Below are 19,280 nucleotides of genomic sequence, written 5' to 3' on the forward strand. Positions count from 1 at the left end.
GGGACGGGAGTGGAAAATGGGCAGCTATATCCTGAAGCGGTTAATATCGGCTATTCCTGTTTTACTTGGAATAACAATTATTGTTTTTCTGATCATGTCCCTGATTCCAGGGGATCCAGCGACGGCAATTCTGGGTGCCTATGCAACACCGGAAAATGTGGCAAAAATCAATAGCGATTTGGGCCTCGATAAGCCGTTGGTTAATCGTTATTTTATTTGGCTTTTTAATATGCTTACAGGTGATTTTGGGCGTTCTTATTCACTCAATCGTCCTGTAATTGATGAAATATTTGAACGCTTTAATGCAACTTTGATCCTTGCCGGGACGGCATTTGTTTTGTGCTCAATTCTAGGTATTCTTGCTGGCGTTGTATCGGCGGCCCGTCAGTATGGTGTTGCTGATAAAATAATTACCTTTATCGTACTGATTGGCATCTCAATACCATCCTTTTTTCTCGGGATGATGATGATTCTTCTTTTCGCCGTTAATCTGCGGTGGCTGCCTGTTTCGGGTATGTTTGCAATTTATGGTGGCGGGGACCTTCCCGATCTGATTAGCCATCTTATCATGCCTGCTCTCGCTTTGGCTGCTGTTGCCACAGGCGTTATCGCGCGGTTATCCAGATCCGCAATGCTCGAAGTTCTTAGGCAAGATTATATACGCACAGCCCGGGCCAAAGGGGTGCCCGAAAGGCGTGTGATCGCAGGCCATGCTTTGCGGGCTGCAATGGTAAATATCATTCCGATCTTGGGTATTCAGGCAGGTTTTGTATTGTCTGGCGCCGTTTATATCGAAATTGTCTTTCAGTGGCCTGGGGTTGGTCGAATGCTGGTGGATGCAATCCTTAAGCGTGATTTGTTACTGGTTCAGGGCGGCGTTGTAATTGTTGCAGCCTGCTATGTTCTTTTTAACATTGCTGTGGATGTGGCGCAAAGCCTGCTGGATCCAAGGATAAAAACATGATGACTTTTTTGAAACTCTTGTTTCGCAACCGGCTTGCAGCGGTGGGGGGCATTGTCCTGACGGCGATTATTATTCTTGTCTTGATCATACCTTTCCTGCCCTTGCAAAACCCGGATATCACGGCAACAGCGGATCGTTTTCAAAAGCCTTTATCCGATGGTCATTTGGTTGGAACCGATCATTTGGGCAGAGATCTTCTCAGTCGTTTGTTACACGGAACAAGGTTGTCCCTTGCTGTCGGTGTTTCAGCTGCTCTTATCGCAGCAACTCTTGGCTCTGCAATAGGGATTATTGCTGGTTATTTTGGGGGACGTACCGATAATATTATCATGCGGGGTGTGGATATGCTTATGGCGTTTCCTTATATCCTGCTGGCTCTTGCCATTGTTGCGGCTCTTGGTCCGGGACTAATGAATGCGCTTATCGCCGTTGCTGCTGTCAATGTACCGTTCTTTGCCCGTAATATCAGGGGAATAACCGTTGGCCTTGCCGGGCGTGAATTTATTGATGCTGCACGTTTGGCTGGTATGGGGCATACCCGAATAATTCTTACTGAACTTTTACCCAATGTTCTGCCTGTGATCATTATTGCCATGTCAACAACAGTGGGCTGGATGATCTTGGAAACCGCGGGCCTTTCCTTTCTGGGGCTTGGATCGCAACCGCCCCAGGCTGATCTTGGTTCAATGCTGGGCGAAGCCCGTTCGGCCCTGATATCCCATCCGCATACCTCTATTATTCCGGGTATCATGATTTTTCTGATTGTTATGTCGATCAACTTGCTTGGTGATGGTGTCCGGGATGCTTTGGACCCTCGCCTTCGCTCCGGAGCATTGTCGCGTCCATTGGCAACAACACTTGTACAGAGACAGGGTAATATTCCAGAGCCGACGGATGATTTATTGGCTATTCAAGAGCTTGAAACCCAGTTTCATATAGGGAAACGCATTTACCGTGCCGTTGGCGGTGTTAGCCTTGCCGTTAAACCGGGGGAATGTTTGGGTGTTATCGGAGAATCTGGTTCAGGAAAATCCGTCACGGCGTTGAGTGTTATGGGGTTGGTGGCCTCTCCACCCGGGGTTATTACGGGGGGGGCTGTTCGTTTTCAAGGGGAAGATCTGATTGATGCGGATTATGAAAGTTTGCGTCAGAAACGTGGCGACAGAGTTGCCTATATTTTTCAGGACCCGCTTTCCACTTTGCATCCACTCTATACGATCGGGCAGCAATTGGTCGAAGCGATTAAATCCCACCACAAGATAGGGAATAACAAAAGTCGTGAGCGTGCTATACAGCTTCTCAAGGACGTGAGGATTCCTAATGCTGAATCCCGTATTGATAATTATCCACATGAAATGTCAGGTGGTATGCGCCAACGTGTTGGTATAGCCATGGCACTTGCGAATGAGCCAGACGTTATAATTGCTGATGAACCGACAACAGCTCTGGATGTAACTGTACAGGCGCAGATATTGTCTCTGCTGGATGATCTTAGACGTGAACGTGGATTGGCTATTATCTTTATTACGCACGATTTTGGTGTTGTAGCCCAGCTCTGTGATCGGATAGCTGTAATGTATGCTGGACGGATTGTAGAGGAAGGCCCAACAGCTGAAGTTCTTGATACCCCGGCACATCCATATACAAAACGCTTAATAGCATGCGTACCGGAATTGGGGGGCGGACGAAGGGAAATGGCAGCTATTCCGGGTTTGCCCCCTGTTGTAGATGATTTACCGCCGGGCTGTGCATTTGCGCCGCGCTGTGACAAGGCCGCTACAGAATGCCGGGCAAAAAATATTGAGCTTGAGGGCGCAGCCCCACGCGCTGTGCGTTGCCTCTACCCCGAGGAGGTTATCTAGATGTCTGCCCTTAAAGTTACCAATCTTTCAAAGACTTTCTTGCAAGGTAAATCACTGTTCGGTCCACCACCTGCGAAAGTACATGCTGTTCGCCCCACGAATTTTATTGTTGAGCCCGGTGAAACATTGGGGGTCGTTGGTGAATCTGGCTGTGGAAAATCCACATTGGCGCGGATGCTTGTTGGATTGCTAGAGCCAACAGAAGGAAAGATTGAAATCGAAGGGCAGGCATTGAATAATGCTGATCCGGCAGAATTTGGCAAATTGATCCAGTATGTTTTTCAGGATCCTAATAGTTCTCTTAACCCAAGAAAAACGATTAGACAGGTGATGGAAGCGCCGCTCAAGAGGCTTCATAAAATGCCTAAAAAAGAGCGTGATGACCGAATTGCAGAGATTTTTGCTTCTGTTAATTTAAGAGAAGAATTTCTTGATCGCTATCCGCACGAATTTTCAGGTGGGCAAGCTCAAAGGATTGGTATTGCGCGTGCTTTGGCCGCGAACCCGCGGATCATTATTCTGGATGAGCCTGTTTCCGCCCTTGATGTGTCTGTTCAGGCACAGGTTTTGAACTTGCTAAACGATCTAAAAAGACAATTCGGATTAACCTACCTGTTTATCACGCATGATTTGGCTGTTGTCGAAGCCGTTAGTGATCGGATTGTTGTGCTCTATTTTGGTGCTGTCGTTGAAATTGGCAAGGCCGAGAGCATCTTTACAACCCCTCGCCATCCCTATACAAAATTGCTGGCGGAAAGCGCACCTGTTGTTGGGCGTCCCCTTACCGCGCCAGAGCAGAAAGGGGCAGAGCTACCCGATCCGCTTAATCCGCCGTCGGGTTGTGCTTTTGCCGGGCGTTGCCCCAGAGCAACTGATTTGTGCCGCACAGATGTGCCGGATTTAAATAATATGGGAGAAGACCAACTTGCCGCCTGCCACCATCCGCTCGAAGAATGAACCCAAACTTAGCAGACCTGTTCAGGTTGCCGAGGCAATAAAAGACTGGGTGGTAGAACAGGGGTTGCAAGCGGGTGACCGTTTGCTTGGTGAAGCTGAACTTATTAAGCTTTTTGGCATGTCAAAAGGCACTATCCGAGAAGCGATGCGTGTTTTAGAGGCGCAAGGCTTGGTTAAAACTCGAACCGGCCCGGGCGGAGGAACTTTTGTTCACGAGGTTAGCAGACAGCGTGCAAAAGCACTTTTAGGAAATTATTTTTATTTTAAAGGACTTACGATAGACGATATCTATCAGCTACGAGTTACATTAGAGCCAGAGTTAGTTGCTTCTTTGGCTGGCAATATGCCAGAAGATGTTTTGTCGCTTTTAGAAGATAATATCTCTGAATATTCGTCACCAGCATCGACAATTGAAGAAGAGCGGGAACAGCATATCGCTTCTCTTCGGTTTCATGCCATTCTTGCTGAGCAGGCTAAAAATCCTTTACTTGGTTTTGCTATTGATTTCATGGTTAATCTTCTTTCAGATTTAACCGTATATCGTCGGCTTTACTCGCCACCAAATGTAGAACTTTGGAAACAAGGACGCGATCATCAAGAAAGGCTTATAACAGCATTGCGTGATGGTGATGCAGATCAGGCGCGTTCAATTATGTTAGATCATATGAAAATGGCTTGGGCACTAATGCGCCAACAGGAAGTTGAAGTGCAAAGCAAATTTATTTCAGAATAAAATAGTCATCATTCGAATACATTCAGAGTTGATTACGAATTACTATAGCTCGAATTGCTATAGAATTAATACCTCGTGTCAGGGGTCAGTTCTGAAATTCAGACACAATTATCTGTCTAAGCCAACGCCGATAAAGCGGGATTTTACTTTGAAGAAAGCGCCGATATCAAGGAAAGGCCGTGGCGGTATCCATTTCGCAGGGGCAGAGGCCAAACAGTCACTTACCAGATCAGAGGGCATGTTACAGGCATAGTCGGCCAAGGCTGCACCAAAGGCAGTTCCTCTACTTACGCCAGAACCATTATACCCACCAGCCAAGAAAATATTTGAAGTTTGGCGACCAAAGAAATTTGTAAAGTTCTGACTTATTCCTTCTACACCTGACCAGGAAAACTCAAAAGGAACCTGTGCAAGTTGAGGAAAACGTTTGTCAAAAGCTGAACGGTGGATTTCGCGTCGTTTGGCTAGAAACGCATCTGACATTAAAACGGCACCATGATATTCAGCCGTGTTTCTTAGGGATATACGCTTGTCATTCGTCAAGCGAACGGTCGCGCCTCCGCTGTGTAGAGAAAGAACACCCCACTCCTTTAACGAGCCCAAGCTTTCAAGTTCGTCTTTAGTTAGTTGGCGTGTGAAGCTGCCGGATAGGGTGCTTCCCATAATGTAGCGTTTGATGAAACCGAGTTTAGGTGCCTCGTAATTTGTCGCGACAATAACGTTGTCAGCAGTGATTTGTCCATCTGTAAGCTCTAGGACGCAAGGTTCTCCGTGATTGATTTTCAATACAGGGGTGTTCTCGTGGAGTGTAACATTTGCTGGTAAAGTATCCCCAAGACCATAAACAAGAGCGGCTGGTTGCAGTAAAACACCTTGGGGTATGTGAATGCCCGCTTGATAAAGCGAAGTGCCGAGCCTTTCAGTCAGTTCATCTTTGCCAAGCAGCGTATGATCATACCCCAGTCTGTTCAGGTGATCTTTAAAATTTTCGTACTCTTGTAGTGATTTTGTATCTGCTGCTGTGTGGTAATAACCTTGTTCATGCCAATGACAATTTATCTTATGGTCATTGACCTGTTGACGTAAAAGATTAAGCCCTTGGGCATTAATTCTTTCAACCCGGCGATAGTTTTTTTCCTGTTCGGGATCGAATTCGCCTGAAAATTGACTAATGGCAACAGCATAACCTGAATTTCGACCAGAAGCCCCCTGCCCCAACCGTCTTGCATCAAGCAAAAGAATATGATCATCCGGGTTGTGTTCGGCTAACCTTCTTGCCGCAGATAACCCCGTTACTCCGGCACCAATTACAACCCAAGGAACACGGTGTGTGCCATGTAATGATTTTGACGGTTTTCTTTGCGGAAGAAGTTCAGCCCAACCGTGGTTGTCCGTAGAAAAGGTGTGTGATGTCAAGGCCATGAAATATTACCGGAAGTCAATTTTGTCCTTTAAAAGGCTGTCGCACAACAAGAGCCCGTGGTCAATAAATGAAAAGGTTATCCCGTAAAATATTTTAGTTTCTTACGCCTTTTCTAATACCAGCATCTCGGTTGGTTTTTTTGACTAAGATCTCTTTCCCTATCAAATTCCATATAATCGGATACTGGCAATTGATCTTCACTTAGACCAATATCTTTTAATATTCTGGCATTTCCAATTGGTAATGTGCTGGTTCTTGAAGGTGTGAATAGCGCTTTGATACGAGATAACATCTGTAACATCTCCGTACTGTTCTTGTAATGTATCTCTCGTATTTGACTTTATTATTTCTTTTCATAAAATTGACTAATTATGTAACTGTATATACAAAAATGAATAGATTAAAATGTACTGGAATGATTTAAAGGTATTTGCTGCAGTTGTTCAAAAGGGGTCTCTCTCTGCTGCTGGGCGGCAATTGGGGCTTAGTCAACCAACTGTTGGTCGCCATATTGATAATTTGGAAAAGGCCCTCAACAAGAGACTTTTTGATCGAGGCGCCAAAGGGTATCAGATTACAGAACAAGGGCTTGAACTATTGCCCCATATCGAGGCAATGGTACGAGCTTGTCGTGCAATAGAAGAACAGGATCAAGACGAGGTCTCTGGTGTTGTCAGGCTCGCTTTGCCTGAAATAACAAGTCGTTATTTTGGAAAACGTTTACTGCCTCTACAGAAATTATATCCTGATATCAAACTGGAAATAGCGACATCAAACCAGTTCGTGAATTTATCAAGGCGAGAGGCTGATATTGCTTTGAGGACGGAGTTACCTCAACAGGGCGACTTAAGAACAAAACTTGCGTTTCGAACACAGGCTGCGGTATTTGCAAGCCACCAATATCTTAGCAAAAACCCGGCAGCATTAACCAAGGACAGATATCAGCGATGTGATTGGATTATTCCTGTTGATGGATGTTCTTCTAAACAAGCTAGCGAATGGTACAAACAGAAAATTCCAGCATCTCGAATTGCATATAAATGTGCATCTTTTCATGTGATGATGGATCTGGCTCTGGCCGGGGCAGGTTTAATTTTATGGACAAGTGGCTATGCCAGGGACCAGCCGGGATTAGTTCGTGTATCGGACGAAATCACAAGCCAGCAACGTGATTACTGGCTTGTGGCGCACAGCGAAGCACTGGAACATTCAAGGGTTCGTGCCGTATGGGAATGGGTTAACACTCTTTTTGAAAATGAGCGACACAACTTTATTCTTTAAGGTAATTTTCCCTTTTCGTGTTGATCCACCAGGTATCCGGCCCCTGCCCCAACAGCCCCGCCAATGACAGCGCCACAGGTTACACAACCACCAGTGACAGCAGTTCCAACGACGCCAACACCAGTACCAATGGCACCACCGCTTAGAACCCGTTGTTGTGTATTTGATAGACCACTACAAGCACCTAGAAATAGTGTTGCTGCTGTAATGATCACGAATTGCTGTTTTATTTTTGTCATAACCCACCCATCAGATTTAATAGATAGGAATTGCTTATAAAGATAAGAGGCCGGGAAGTCGTGTAGCTAATTTGGTAAACAAATGTGTTGAAAATGTGCCGTCTGGAAGTGTCTTACTTCTTAATACTTTGCATTCGCAGATATATAGCTTTTAATTTACCGAATGGCGCAAGTAAGATGGTTTCTTACAATACTTTTATACAAGAAGTAACCGTGACCCATTCAAAAAGTCAGATAAGGTCTATGTTTTCGTTTGCTTATAAATTTTCCCGGCAAGTTTTCTGGGGGTGGATCTTTGTTCTTTCCAGTAGTGGTTTAGCCGTTGGTTTGGCAAGCTATTGGCTGGGGGCGTCGACAGTTTTGGAGCTTCGCGGCACTTCCAAGGAACGATTAAGCCTTTATGAGTCTAACCTTCTGGGGGAATTAGATAAATATAGATACCTTCCCTTTGTGTTGTCGGGAAATGAAGATGTAAAAGATCTTTTGACGACCTTTTCGAGTGATACTTTCTTTGCAAACAAAGTTAGTAGATATCTTGCGGAAACGAATAATAAAGCTGAGGCCAATGTTCTGTATATTATGGACAAACAGGGAAATACACTGGCGTCATCAAATTGGCAGGATAAAACCAGTTTTGTCGGACATAATTATTCCTTTAGGCCATACTTTCAGGATGCCATAGAAGGTCGTGAAGGCCGTTTTTTTGCAATCGGTACAATATCCGGTATTCCCGGTTTTTTTATGTCTCATCCCGTATACGAAGATAACAGTATTATCGGGGTGACAGTTGTAAAAGTTAACCTGACCCCTTTACAACAACAATGGAATGATGGTGGTGAGAATCTCTTGATTACCGATGAAAACGGAATCATTTTTTTGGCTAGTAAAAAAGATTGGTTATACAAAAGCTTACGCCATATTCCTGATGATCAGATAGAAAAGCTGAGACGTATTAAACAGTACGGAGATTCAACCTTTGAAATCCTTGATACGAGTAAATCGAGTTTAGTTGGGGATATTGCAACGGAGATTGAAGGTAAAAAATATCTGGAAACTATTCAGGATATTGAAAACACGAATTGGAAAATTCACTATCTTGTCTCAATCAGTCCGGTTACTGAAAATCAAAGAACAATAATTGCTATTGGTATTGGTGTGATCATTTCATTACTTGTTCTTGCTCTGTTTATAAGAGAACGAGGTCAGAAAGTTTTATCCACCCGCAGGGCTTTGGAAGCTGAAAAAATGGAAGTTATGAACCGTCAGCTTGAAATGGAAATTGAAGAAAGAAGAAGAACTGAAAAAGAACTAAGGGCTGCTCAAGATGGGTTGGTACAGGCAGGAAAACTGGCTGCATTAGGGCAAATGTCAGCTGCAATTACCTATGAAATAAATCAACCGATTGCTGCGATACAGGATAATGTTTTAAATTGTGGCACATTCCTTAATAAGAATGATGATCAGGGTTTGGATCGATCGTTAACAGAAATCTCGTCTTTGACTGAAAAAATGGGAATGATTACAGGCCAATTAAAAAATTTCGCTCGCAAATCTTCTTTAAAAGTACAATCAGTTGATATCGAAAAAGCAATAAGAAAGGCATCTCATTTGGTGCAACCTGTTTTGAAGACTGAGGGTATTCAGGTCTTGATCAGTACTGCTGCGGAAAGAATGTTGATTTCTGGTGATGAGATAAGGTTAGAACAAGTCTTTGTTAATCTGTATAGAAATGCCATTGATGCAATGCAAGCTATTGAGGGCAAGAAAGTTATAAGTGTTGATGCCTCTATTATCGGGGATTATGTAAAAGTGGTTGTTTCAGATACGGGTACAGGATTTGAAGAACATGTTCTAAGCAAACTTTATGATCCTTTTTTTACGACAAAATCGAATAAAGAAAGCCTGGGGCTTGGCCTGTCGATTACCTATGGCATTATAAAAGACTTAAAGGGCGAGATACAGGCGTCTAATCGTGCAGAGGGTGGAGCATGTTTTGTTCTGTCTTTCCCCCGTTTTATTGAAAAGTAGATCTTATAAATGGCACAAGTTGAAGAGCAAAACGATCAAGCCATCATTGATGGGCCAGTCATGCTGATTGATGATGAAAGAGCAATAAGAGTATCGACGAAACAATGGCTTGAATTAGCTGGCCACTCTGAAATTGAAGATTTCCAAGATGCACGATCTGCCCTCGAAAACTTAAATTGGCATTATCAGGGGATTGTAATTTCTGATGTTAAGATGCCGGGAATGGATGGTCTTTCCTTGCTACGGGAGGTAAAAAATATTGATGCAAATATTCCTGTGGTTCTGGTGACAGGACACGGGGATGTTTCTATGGCTGTAGAGGCCATGAGGAATGGCGCGTATGATTTTATTGAAAAGCCATTTGAACCTGAACATCTATTGGACATTGTCAGAAGGGCCTTGGAAAAGCGTGCTCTGGTACTGGATAACCGCGCGCTAAAACGCGATCTTGTGGCGGCTGAGGGCTTGGATGCACGCCTGGTCGGGGCCAATCCAATCATGCGAGCTCTTAAACGGGATATTATTGACATTGCACCGACAAGTGCATCTATCCTTATTCAGGGAGAAACTGGCAGTGGTAAAGAGGTTGTTGCCAGTTGCCTTCATGAATTTGGTGAAAACCCAAGCGGAAATTTTGTTGCTGTTAACTGTGCTGCCATTCCCGAACAAATGGCCGAAAGCGAGTTTTTTGGCCATGAAAAAGGGGCTTTTACCGGGGCACAATCCAGACGAATGGGGAAATTGGAAGCGGCAAATGGCGGTACGTTGTTTCTTGATGAATTATCTTCCATGCCTATGGACTTACAGGCAAAATTATTAAGAGCATTAGAGGAACGTAAAGTTACACCCTTGGGTGGGAATGTTGCAAAGCCAGTTCAGTTTCGGTTAATCGCGGCCCTTCAGGAGCCACCGGAAGAAGCAATCGCCTCTGGTCGTTTACGTGAAGACCTTTACTATCGTATCGCGACTTTTGTAATGGCGATCCCGCCTCTTCGGGCGCGCAAGGATGATTTGCCTATTTTATTCAGGCTTCTGGCAAAACGTGCTGCTGAAACATTTGGACGTGAAATTGAAATGCCAGGTCCGGAGGGAATAGCAAGTCTTATGGCCCACAATTGGCCAGGGAACGTTCGCGAATTGCGAAATGCAGCGGAACGTTACGCCCTTTCTACACGGCCACCAGAAGAAAAGCTTTCAATCATTTTAAATAGCGAAAAGGAAAGTCAGACAAAGACATCTCTACCCCTTACAGAGCAAGTTCGCCTGTTTGAGCGCAATGTTATTTTTGCTTCTTTGGGACGACATAAAGGAAATGTATCAGCGGTGATTGAGGAGCTTTCTATTCCCAGACGTACCCTGAATGAAAAAATGGCTAAATATAATTTGAAACGAAGCGATCATGAGTAGGCTTTGAGCTCATGCCGCTAAAACATAATTGGTCGGCGGATTTTTGCCGATGTATTATTTGTTGCTCGGCGGGTATTTGCTAGCCTTTTTATACGCATTAAAATTATTTAATATATATCAATTGGTTACAAAAATATTAAACTGGCATATACTTTGCTGATATACTTACCGGTAATGAAGTGATCGTTATCTACAAAGTTCTTTGTAGTTTCAGTGTATAAAAATAATAATTTTATCCTATGGGAGGATACTCATGCGTAAACTTACTCTTCTTATGGCAGCTGCAGGTGTTGCTTTGACGGCTTTTGCTGCACAGGCAGAACCTATCATCATTAAGTTAAGTCACGTAACAAAAGAAACAGGTCATCCAAAAGGGGAAGCTGCGGCACTTTTTGCCAAGCGGGTTAATGAAGAGCTTGCCGGTAAAGTGGAAGTACAGGTTTATCCAAATTCGACACTTTATAACGATGATAAAGCTTTGGAAGCGCTACTACTTGGTGATTTGCAAATGGCTGCACCTTCACTTTCAAAGTTTGAAAAATATACAAAGAAATATCGTATTTTTGATCTACCATTCCTGTTTGATAACATTCAGGCTGTAGATCGCTTCCAGAATAGTGATAAGGGGCGCGAACTTCTTGGCGCAATGGAAGATCGTGGTCTGCGTGCCCTTGGCTATTGGCATAATGGCATGAAGCAAATTTCAGCAAACAAGCCTTTGATCAAGCCTGAAGATGCCGAAGGTCTAAAGTTCCGTGTTCAGACATCTGATGTTCTGGTTGCGAACTTTAAAACACTTGGCGCAAACCCACAGAAAATGGCTTTTAGTGAAGTATACGGTGCTTTGCAACAGGGCGTTGTTGATGGGCAAGAGAATACTTGGTCAAACATCTATACCAAAAAATTCTATGAAGTTCAGGACGGAATTACCGAAAGTAACCACGGTATCCTTGATTACCTAATTGTGACTTCATCAGAGTTTTGGGATGGTCTTCCTGCTGATATCCGTGCTGATCTAGAGCGTATTCTTGCCGAAGTATCTCAGGAACGTAATTCTATTTCTGCCGAGATCAACCAAGCCAATAAACAAAAAGTAATTGATGCTGGTGGTGTTGTCCGGACACTAACAGCTGAGCAGAAAGCTGAATGGCGTAAGAAACTGGCTCCTGTCTGGGAAGAGTTTTCTGGTGATATCGGTCAAGATATGATCGATGCTGCCCTTGCTTCAAACTAATCCAAGTTTGATCTGAAAATCGTTTGATTTCTCAAATATAGGGGCTTACTGGCATCAGTTAAGCCCCTTTTATTATCTGGAAGCAAAATCCCATGAGCAAATTTATTACGCAAATTGAGGAAAGCTTTATCTCCCTACTTATGGCAGCGATGGTTCTGGTCACCTTTTCGCAAGTCGTAGCCCGATATGTTTTTAACAGTGGGGCTTTGTGGGCGTTGGAGCTAACAACCTATTTATTCGCATGGCTTGTTATCTTTGGTATTTCGTATGGTGTGAAAACCCATATCCATATTGGTGTCGATGCCTTCGTAAAGTTATTCAAGACCCCAATTCAACGGATTTTTGGCTTGTTAGCCGTAACGGCATCCGTCATTTACGCAGGTATTATGTTCTATGGGGGATGGATCTATGTTGGCAAGTTAAAAAGAGTTGGTATTGAAACCCATGATATGCCAATTCAAAAATGGCTTTTCCTATCTATTTTGGTCATTGGAATGGGGCTTGCGATCTTTCGCCTGCTTCAGGCTTTTTGGGCGATCCTCACCGCGAAAGATGATTTTTCTATTCTTGGGGATGAAAGTAAGGATGCAATAGAACAGTTTATGGACGAAGATAAGAATGAGGAACAGAAATAATGGCTATTCTTGTTCTCTTTACGCTGTTGTTCCTTTTGCTTTTGGTGGGGACACCTATTGCATTTTCTCTTGGGTTGGCAAGTCTGACGACAATCATTTTCTTCTCGAATGACTCCCTTGGTTCCATCTCGCTCAAGTTCTTTGAGACCATGGAACATTACACCTTCTTGGCGATACCTTTCTTTATTCTGTCATCGGCCTTTCTTTCAACCGGGGGTGTGGCCCGTCGATTGATCCGTTTTGCGATGGACTGTGTGGGGCACCTGCAAGGTGGTATGGCAATGGCGTCGGTCTTGGCCTGTATGTTGTTTGCTGCTGTTTCAGGTTCTTCTCCGGCTACTGTTGTTGCTATCGGTTCTATTGTGATTGCGGGTATGCAAAAGGCCGGGTACTCGAAAGAATTTGCTGCGGGTGTTATCTGTAATGCAGGCACTCTTGGTATCCTGATCCCCCCCTCTATTGTGATGGTGGTTTATGCTGCTGCAACTGATGTATCTGTTGGGCGCATGTTCATGGCTGGTGTTATTCCCGGGTTGATTGCTGGCTTAATGCTGATGATTGGCATTTACGTGGCAGCCCGGGTCAAGAAGCTCCCACGTCTTCCAAAAGCATCTGGTGCAGAAGTCTTTGCTGCCTTTGGGGATGCGATTTGGGGATTGATGCTTATCGTGATTATTATGGGCGGTATCTACGGAGGTATCTTCACCCCGACCGAAGCGGCGGCTGTTGCCTCTGTCTATGCCTTCGTAATCGCGGTTTTTGTCTATCGCGATATGGGACCGCTTAAAGGGCGTGATGCTTCTGATCTCGGCGTGAGTGATTATTTGATCGCTATTCCCAAAAGTGTGTTTGACGCAGATGTTCGCAAGACAATTCTGGAAGCATCTAAAGTAACAATCATGTTGCTATTCATTGTGGCCAACGCAATGCTGTTTGCTCATGTGCTGACAACCGAGCGTATTCCTCAAACCATTACCAATGCGATTCTCGAAGCTGGCCTAGAGCCATGGATGTTCCTGATTGTTGTGAATATTCTTTTGCTTATTGCCGGGAACTTTATGGAGCCATCAGCTATCTTGTTGATTATGGCCCCTATCTTGTTCCCGATTGCCATGCAGCTTGGTATTGATCCTATTCATCTGGGGATCATTATGGTTGTTAATATGGAAATCGGTATGATTACGCCACCCGTTGGCCTCAACCTTTTTGTGACGGCGGGTATCACGGGAATGCCAATTCTCAAGGTCGTAAAGGCAGCCCTGCCTTGGTTGATGATTTTGCTGGTCTTCCTGATATTGATTACCTATGTACCTATCATCTCTACTTTCTTGCCGGATCTTGTATACGGCGCTCAGAAGTAGCATGTAGAAAGGAGAGCGTAACTGCTCTCCTTTTTTATGAACCTTCCTAATCTGTATCTTCAGGGATGATAAATTCATGGAAATGACTGGCCGCTACATAATTAACGCACCAAAAGACAAGGTGTGGACGGCAATGAATGATCCCCAAGTCTTAAAGCAGGCTATCCCGCGTTGCGATGAAGCCATTCGGCATACCGATACAGAATTCACAGCCGTGTTTTCTTTTAAGCTGGGTTTTATCAAGCCCCGCCTTGAAAGCCTGATTTCACTATCAGATATTAATGCGCCCAACTCGTATGTCATGACGGCAGAAGGAAAAGGTAAACTGGCTGGATTGGCCAAGGGGCGGGCTGATGTCACGCTTCATGCGCAAGAAAATAATAAAACCCTGTTGGAGTTTCATGCCAGTGGAGATATGCAGGGAACAATTGCAGAGATGGCTTCCAAGTTAGTCACGAAAACAGCACAAAAACTTGCAGATGACTTTTTTACACGGTTTGACGAAGTCGTAAGCAAAGAAGCCTAGTATTGTTTTCTTATTATTGCGTTTCCATTTTGTTATCTGCTTTCTGGTTCTTAGCTTTCTGGTTCTCTGGGGGCATTACGTATTTATCCAGGAAAGCCATAACGTCTTTTGCTGCACCATGATCATAAAGGTCCATATGGAACCCCTTTTCAAAGAATGCGGCCTGTTTTTCACTCTGAATTGCATCTAAAAGTTTGCGTGAAAATTGAACAGGAATAACACCGTCTTTTTCACCATGGAAAATAAAAACGGGCGCTTTGACATTTTTAATTGCTTCGTGGGATTGCCATTTGTCTTTCAAGAGAAATCTTGCGGGTAAAAACCAGTATTTTGATTGGGCCACATCGGCAATAGAACTATAGGGAGCTTCCAGTATAACAGCCTTGACTTCATGCTTAGAGGCAAGCCATACGGCCATTCCTGTTCCCAAAGATTCTCCGTACATTATTAGTTGTTCGTCGGTATAGCCTTGGCCCTTTAACCAATTCATCACATCCATACCGTCGCTTTTAAAAGCTTGCTCCGAAGGGGTTCCGGCATGGCCGGCGTATCCCCGGTATTCTACTTGAAACAAGCCGTACCCAAGTTCCGTCAAATAAGAGAGCTTTGCCAATCTGTCGCCTGTATGCCCTGCGTTACCATGGAAGGCAACAATCACTGGATAATCGGGTTTTGTGGCTGGTTGATACCAATGGGTTAATTCTATGCCATCAGATGAAGTCAGGGTAATTTCCTGTACCCCTGCCCCGCCGTACAATTCTGGTTTTGCGCGTATTTCCGATCCTGGATAAACCAGCTTTGTTTGCAACAAATACATTCCAACCAGTACCAGTGTGTAGAAGGTCGCTGCAAAAATAATAAAGTTCATTAACAGGCTCCTGAGGCGCATACCAATACCTTGTTTAAAATACCTTTAGATCAGTACGTCATATTCACAAATTTTTATATAGTGTCTGAACGACAAATGTTGTCGGGAAATGACATGACATAATTGTGACTATAACGTCATACTCTATATTGATTAATTCCTTATTGCCATCTATGGCAGTCGTGTTAATGAATAAACCGAGATAAAAGCTTAATTTACCTAATTCATCAGGGAGTGATAGATTATGGATGTTCGTGCTGCGGTCGCTTGGGGTGCTGGCAAGCCCATGACAATTGAAACCGTTCAACTGGAAGGTCCCCGTCACGGGGAAGTTCTGGTTGAAATGAAAGCAACCGGTGTTTGCCATACTGACTATTTCACTCTTTCCGGGGCCGATCCCGAAGGACTTTTCCCAACAATTTTGGGCCACGAAGGTGCCGGGGTTGTTGTTGATGTTGGCCCGGGTGTGACATCACTGAAAAAAGGCGATCATGTTATCCCACTCTATACACCGGAATGTCGTGAGTGTGATTACTGTTTAAATCCAAAGACCAATCTTTGTCAGGCAATCCGTTCTACACAGGGTCAGGGGCTGATGCCTGATGGCACAAGTCGTTTTTCCATGGATGGGAAAATGCTGCATCACTATATGGGCTGTTCGACTTTTGCAAATTACAGTGTTCTTCCGGAAATCGCCTTGGCAAAAATTCGTGAAGATGCGCCTTTTGACAAGGTTTGTTATATCGGTTGCGGTGTTACGACCGGTGTCGGTGCTGTTATCAACACAGCCAAGGTTGAACCGGGATCAAATGTTGTTGTTTTTGGTCTTGGTGGTATTGGTTTAAATGTTATCCAGGGTGCCCGGATGGTTGGTGCCAACAAGATCATTGGTGTTGACCTTAATGATGATCGCAAGGCACTGGGTGAAAAATTCGGGATGACCGATTTCGTCAATCCTAAAGATATTGATGGTGACATTGTCGAAGCTCTTGTTGATTTGACAAATGGTGGCGCGGATTATTCTTTTGAATGTATCGGTAATGTAAACACCATGCGTCAGGCGCTTGAATGCTGTCACAAAGGTTGGGGTGTTTCCGTCATTGTCGGTGTTGCCGGTGCAGGTCAGGAAATCTCTACCCGTCCGTTCCAATTGGTTACGGGACGTGTATGGAAAGGCACAGCCTTTGGTGGCGCGCGTGGTCGTACCGATGTGCCACAAATTGTTGACTGGTACATGGATGGCAAGATCAATATTGATGACCTGATCACCCATACAATGCCATTGGACGATATCAACTCTGCGTTTGATCTCATGCACAGTGGCGAATCAATCAGATCTGTCGTGCTGTATTAATTTACATGCACACTTGAGGGGCTCTTTTTACAAAGAGCCCCTCTTCTTTTTTAATTTCATAGCACTCTTTTAAAAATCAGGTTTCTTTTCAATGACAGAGCTTAACATTACCGATCTGGAACTCATCAGCGAAAACAAGATGTTTGGTGGTCTACAGCGCGTCTACAGCCATCCGTCAAGGGTTTGTAACGGGCCAATGCGTTTTGCGATCTATTTGCCACCGGCGGCATTGAATGGAAACAAAGTGCCCGTTGTAACCTATCTGTCTGGTTTGACCTGTACCGAAGATAATGTGACGGTGAAGGCTGGTGCTCAACGAATTGCCAGCGAACTCGGTCTTATTTTTGTTGCTCCTGATACCTCCCCCCGTAATCAGAACATACCTGGTGAAGATGACAGCTATGATTTCGGATCAGCAGCAGGATTTTATCTGGATGCAACAGAAGAGCCCTGGGCTGGCTCTTATAATATGTATAGCTATATAACGCGGGAACTACAGGATGTTCTTTCGGCAAACTTCTCAGCGGCTGATATGAACCGACAGGGGATCACAGGGCATTCCATGGGCGGACATGGTGCTTTGACAATTCATCTGAAAAATCCGGATCTCTTTAAAACCTGTTCTGCTTTCGCACCGATTTGTGCGCCGATGAGCTGTCCGTGGGGAGAGAAAGCATTTAGTGGCTATCTCGGTTCTGACAAAGCTCTCTGGGAAAATTACGATGCGACCGAACTTGTAAAAAAATCACCATCAAGTGCTACGCTTCTTGTCGATCAGGGAAGTGCTGATACCTTCCTCGTGGAACAACTAAAACCAGAACTATTGAAGAAAGCTTGTGAGACATCAGGCCAAAAACTGACATTAAGAATGCAAGAAGGTTATGATCACAGCTATTTCTTTATGGCGACCTTTATCGAAGATCACCTGAGACATCATCTCAATGGCCTGTCGTAAGAGATAAAATTATCAGATTTTGCCTCTTGTAAAGGTTTTGGTCATAAATCCCGTGCCATTATCTTTTTCGTATTACAGGTAGTAATAGAGGAAAGAGGCAAAGTATGTCTAAAGTTTTGGTTTCTGGTGACAGTTTATCATCTCAAGATATTGAATTAATTCAGGCTTTCTATAGAGATAATGTAGAAAGCGGCCATATTGGCGAGGTCTTGCCACTGGCAACGCAAGAGGGCGAACAGGTTGTTGCTGTCCTGACCCCTGATAATAGCAATTTACTATGCGCATTCGGCAAGGTGTCGGATTGGTATTGTGCAATCGATACCCATTCCAATGTGCTGGCAAAGGCACAGGCTTTGGGAGACCTTGTCTCTAATCTGTCTTTGGCTTCGTTGGGTTAGGGCGACTATTTTATAAAGCACCGTGTTTATTTTTGAACACGGTGCTTTTTTATTGGAGAACAGACCCTGTCTGACCAAAACTGACCTGGTCATGATACAAAGCCCCGGTGTTTCTGATAATAACAATATATGTTATGGTAGCTTGCTTGTACGTCTGATTTAGATGAGGAGTAGGAATGAAAAAAGGGCTGCTTGGGTTTATTGCGATACTCTTTTTTCTTTGCCCCTTTTCTATTGCTGCGCAAGAACAGCTTGTCTTTACAGGCATTGAAAATTCCTCTTATGCCACGATTAGCAAGCGTGTGATGCGCGAAGCCTACAGACGGCTGAATATTAACGTAAAGTTCTCAGATTTACCCGCAGCAAGATCGTTAGCTGTTGCAAATTCAGGCCGAGTTGACGGTGAATTATACCGTATTAAAAATATTCATTTAAAGTACAAGAACCTTATTATGCTTCCCGTTCCGATTGGAATTATGGAAGGCGTTGCGATAACAACAAATCCACAAATATCTTTGCAGGACTGGGAGAGCTTGGCCCCCTATCGTGTTTGTATTCGGAACGGCGTGAAATTTGCCGAAGCTGGGACCAAGAAGATACAGGTTGATGTGAGCAACACAAACGAACATCTTTTTCATAATTTGGGCCTCGACAGATGTGACATCATTGTTTTGGCACGTCTTACAAGTATCAAGCTTGCACAGGATTTCGAAAAGGAAATGAAGAAACCTGTTTATTACCATGTCTTACAAACCTATCCTTTGTTTCATTATTTACATAAGAAAAACAAAAAACTGGTTCTGGAATTGACAGAAATTTTGAAAGAAATGGAACAAGACGGAACCATTGCAAATATACGAGCAAGCTATATAGAGGAAATATCATCTGCTAAATACGGATCATAGTTCTATATCTATGAAAGTAGCCAGGACACGCAAAATTACTTCACATTACAATTGATACAGTAATTGTTGGACAAGCTTACGACTATACATAGCTTTTCGGTTTCAGAAAGACGGTGTAAGAATCAAAAAAGCCGCTGATAAGCGGCTTTG

The 19,280-nt window shown here is 44.0% G+C and carries 18 protein-coding genes; 15 read left to right on the forward strand and 3 right to left on the reverse strand.

Annotated elements, in window-relative coordinates:
• Positions 1 to 16 precede the first annotated feature (16 nt).
• The 4 genes from WH95_RS18830 to WH95_RS18845 are packed head-to-tail and all read left to right on the forward strand — an operon-like array spanning position 17 to position 4,516.
• A complete protein-coding gene (locus tag WH95_RS18830; RefSeq protein WP_046509946.1) occupies positions 17 to 964 on the forward strand; it encodes an ABC transporter permease in 948 nt (315 codons plus the stop codon).
• Entirely contained in the window at positions 961 to 2,826 is a 1,866-nt protein-coding gene (locus WH95_RS18835; protein ID WP_204247839.1) for a dipeptide/oligopeptide/nickel ABC transporter permease/ATP-binding protein, read from the forward strand. Before WH95_RS18830 ends, WH95_RS18835 begins: the two co-directional genes overlap by 4 nt.
• The gene (locus tag WH95_RS18840) at positions 2,827 to 3,783 is read left to right on the forward strand and encodes an ABC transporter ATP-binding protein (RefSeq protein WP_046509948.1); all 957 of its coding nucleotides are present in this window, start codon (positions 2,827 to 2,829) and stop codon (positions 3,781 to 3,783) included. It begins immediately after the preceding gene.
• Positions 3,752 to 4,516 carry a FadR/GntR family transcriptional regulator gene (locus tag WH95_RS18845; RefSeq protein ID WP_046509950.1) on the forward strand — a complete coding sequence of 255 codons (765 nt, stop codon included), beginning with the start codon at positions 3,752 to 3,754 and terminating at the stop codon, positions 4,514 to 4,516. Before WH95_RS18840 ends, WH95_RS18845 begins: the two co-directional genes overlap by 32 nt.
• A 108-nt stretch (positions 4,517 to 4,624) precedes the next feature.
• Here the strand turns inward: WH95_RS18845 and WH95_RS18850 are convergent, their stop codons facing one another.
• Complete coding sequence (locus tag WH95_RS18850) at positions 4,625 to 5,938, reverse strand: NAD(P)/FAD-dependent oxidoreductase (RefSeq protein ID WP_046509951.1); 1,314 nt, start codon at positions 5,936 to 5,938, stop codon at positions 4,625 to 4,627.
• Positions 5,939 to 6,344: 406 nt separating this feature from the next.
• On the opposite strand from WH95_RS18850, the gene WH95_RS18855 reads away from it, so the two are divergent.
• Positions 6,345 to 7,220, forward strand: a complete 876-nt coding sequence (locus WH95_RS18855; RefSeq protein WP_046509952.1) for a LysR family transcriptional regulator — start codon at positions 6,345 to 6,347, stop codon at positions 7,218 to 7,220.
• Here WH95_RS18855 and WH95_RS18860 read toward each other — a convergent pair.
• The gene (locus WH95_RS18860) at positions 7,217 to 7,459 is read right to left on the reverse strand and encodes a hypothetical protein (RefSeq protein ID WP_046509953.1); all 243 of its coding nucleotides are present in this window, start codon (positions 7,457 to 7,459) and stop codon (positions 7,217 to 7,219) included. The two genes, WH95_RS18855 and WH95_RS18860, sit on opposite strands and share 4 nt — an antisense overlap.
• A gap of 243 nt (positions 7,460 to 7,702) precedes the next feature.
• Between WH95_RS18860 and WH95_RS18865 the strand changes: the two genes are divergently transcribed.
• From WH95_RS18865 to WH95_RS18890, 6 genes are all read left to right on the forward strand, one after another.
• The gene (locus WH95_RS18865) at positions 7,703 to 9,487 is read left to right on the forward strand and encodes a sensor histidine kinase (protein WP_046509954.1); all 1,785 of its coding nucleotides are present in this window, start codon (positions 7,703 to 7,705) and stop codon (positions 9,485 to 9,487) included.
• A 9-nt stretch (positions 9,488 to 9,496) separates the two neighbouring features.
• A complete protein-coding gene (locus WH95_RS18870) occupies positions 9,497 to 10,894 on the forward strand; it encodes a sigma-54-dependent transcriptional regulator (protein WP_046509955.1) in 1,398 nt (465 codons plus the stop codon).
• A 253-nt stretch (positions 10,895 to 11,147) separates the two neighbouring features.
• On the forward strand, positions 11,148 to 12,128 hold the full coding sequence (locus tag WH95_RS18875; protein WP_046509956.1) for a TRAP transporter substrate-binding protein: 981 nt from the start codon (positions 11,148 to 11,150) through the stop codon (positions 12,126 to 12,128).
• A gap of 92 nt (positions 12,129 to 12,220) precedes the next feature.
• Complete coding sequence (locus WH95_RS18880; protein WP_046509957.1) at positions 12,221 to 12,763, forward strand: TRAP transporter small permease; 543 nt, start codon at positions 12,221 to 12,223, stop codon at positions 12,761 to 12,763.
• The gene (locus WH95_RS18885; protein WP_046509958.1) at positions 12,763 to 14,124 is read left to right on the forward strand and encodes a TRAP transporter large permease; all 1,362 of its coding nucleotides are present in this window, start codon (positions 12,763 to 12,765) and stop codon (positions 14,122 to 14,124) included. Before WH95_RS18880 ends, WH95_RS18885 begins: the two co-directional genes overlap by 1 nt.
• A 76-nt stretch (positions 14,125 to 14,200) precedes the next feature.
• Positions 14,201 to 14,650 (forward strand): CoxG family protein, encoded by a 450-nt coding sequence (locus tag WH95_RS18890; RefSeq protein ID WP_046509960.1) that lies wholly within the window; start codon positions 14,201 to 14,203, stop codon positions 14,648 to 14,650.
• Between the two features lie 13 nt (positions 14,651 to 14,663).
• On the opposite strand, the gene WH95_RS18895 is transcribed toward WH95_RS18890, so the two are convergent.
• Entirely contained in the window at positions 14,664 to 15,518 is an 855-nt protein-coding gene (locus WH95_RS18895; RefSeq protein ID WP_052742157.1) for an alpha/beta hydrolase, read from the reverse strand.
• A gap of 244 nt (positions 15,519 to 15,762) precedes the next feature.
• On the opposite strand from WH95_RS18895, the gene WH95_RS18900 reads away from it, so the two are divergent.
• The 4 genes from WH95_RS18900 (at position 15,763) to WH95_RS18915 (ending at position 19,130) form a co-directional block, all read left to right on the forward strand.
• Positions 15,763 to 16,872: an S-(hydroxymethyl)glutathione dehydrogenase/class III alcohol dehydrogenase gene (locus WH95_RS18900; protein ID WP_046509961.1), complete on the forward strand. Its 1,110-nt coding sequence runs from the start codon at positions 15,763 to 15,765 to the stop codon at positions 16,870 to 16,872.
• 91 nt (positions 16,873 to 16,963) lie between these two features.
• Entirely contained in the window at positions 16,964 to 17,827 is an 864-nt protein-coding gene (gene fghA / locus WH95_RS18905; protein ID WP_046509962.1) for an S-formylglutathione hydrolase, read from the forward strand.
• A 104-nt stretch (positions 17,828 to 17,931) separates the two neighbouring features.
• Positions 17,932 to 18,225, forward strand: a complete 294-nt coding sequence (locus tag WH95_RS18910) for a hypothetical protein (RefSeq protein ID WP_046509963.1) — start codon at positions 17,932 to 17,934, stop codon at positions 18,223 to 18,225.
• Positions 18,226 to 18,401: 176 nt separating this feature from the next.
• Positions 18,402 to 19,130 carry a substrate-binding periplasmic protein gene (locus WH95_RS18915; RefSeq protein WP_046509964.1) on the forward strand — a complete coding sequence of 243 codons (729 nt, stop codon included), beginning with the start codon at positions 18,402 to 18,404 and terminating at the stop codon, positions 19,128 to 19,130.
• Positions 19,131 to 19,280: the final 150 nt, after the last annotated feature.

Origin of the sequence: Kiloniella litopenaei (assembly GCF_000982415.1) — a bacterium.
Classification (GTDB): Bacteria; Pseudomonadota; Alphaproteobacteria; order Kiloniellales; family Kiloniellaceae; genus Kiloniella; species Kiloniella litopenaei.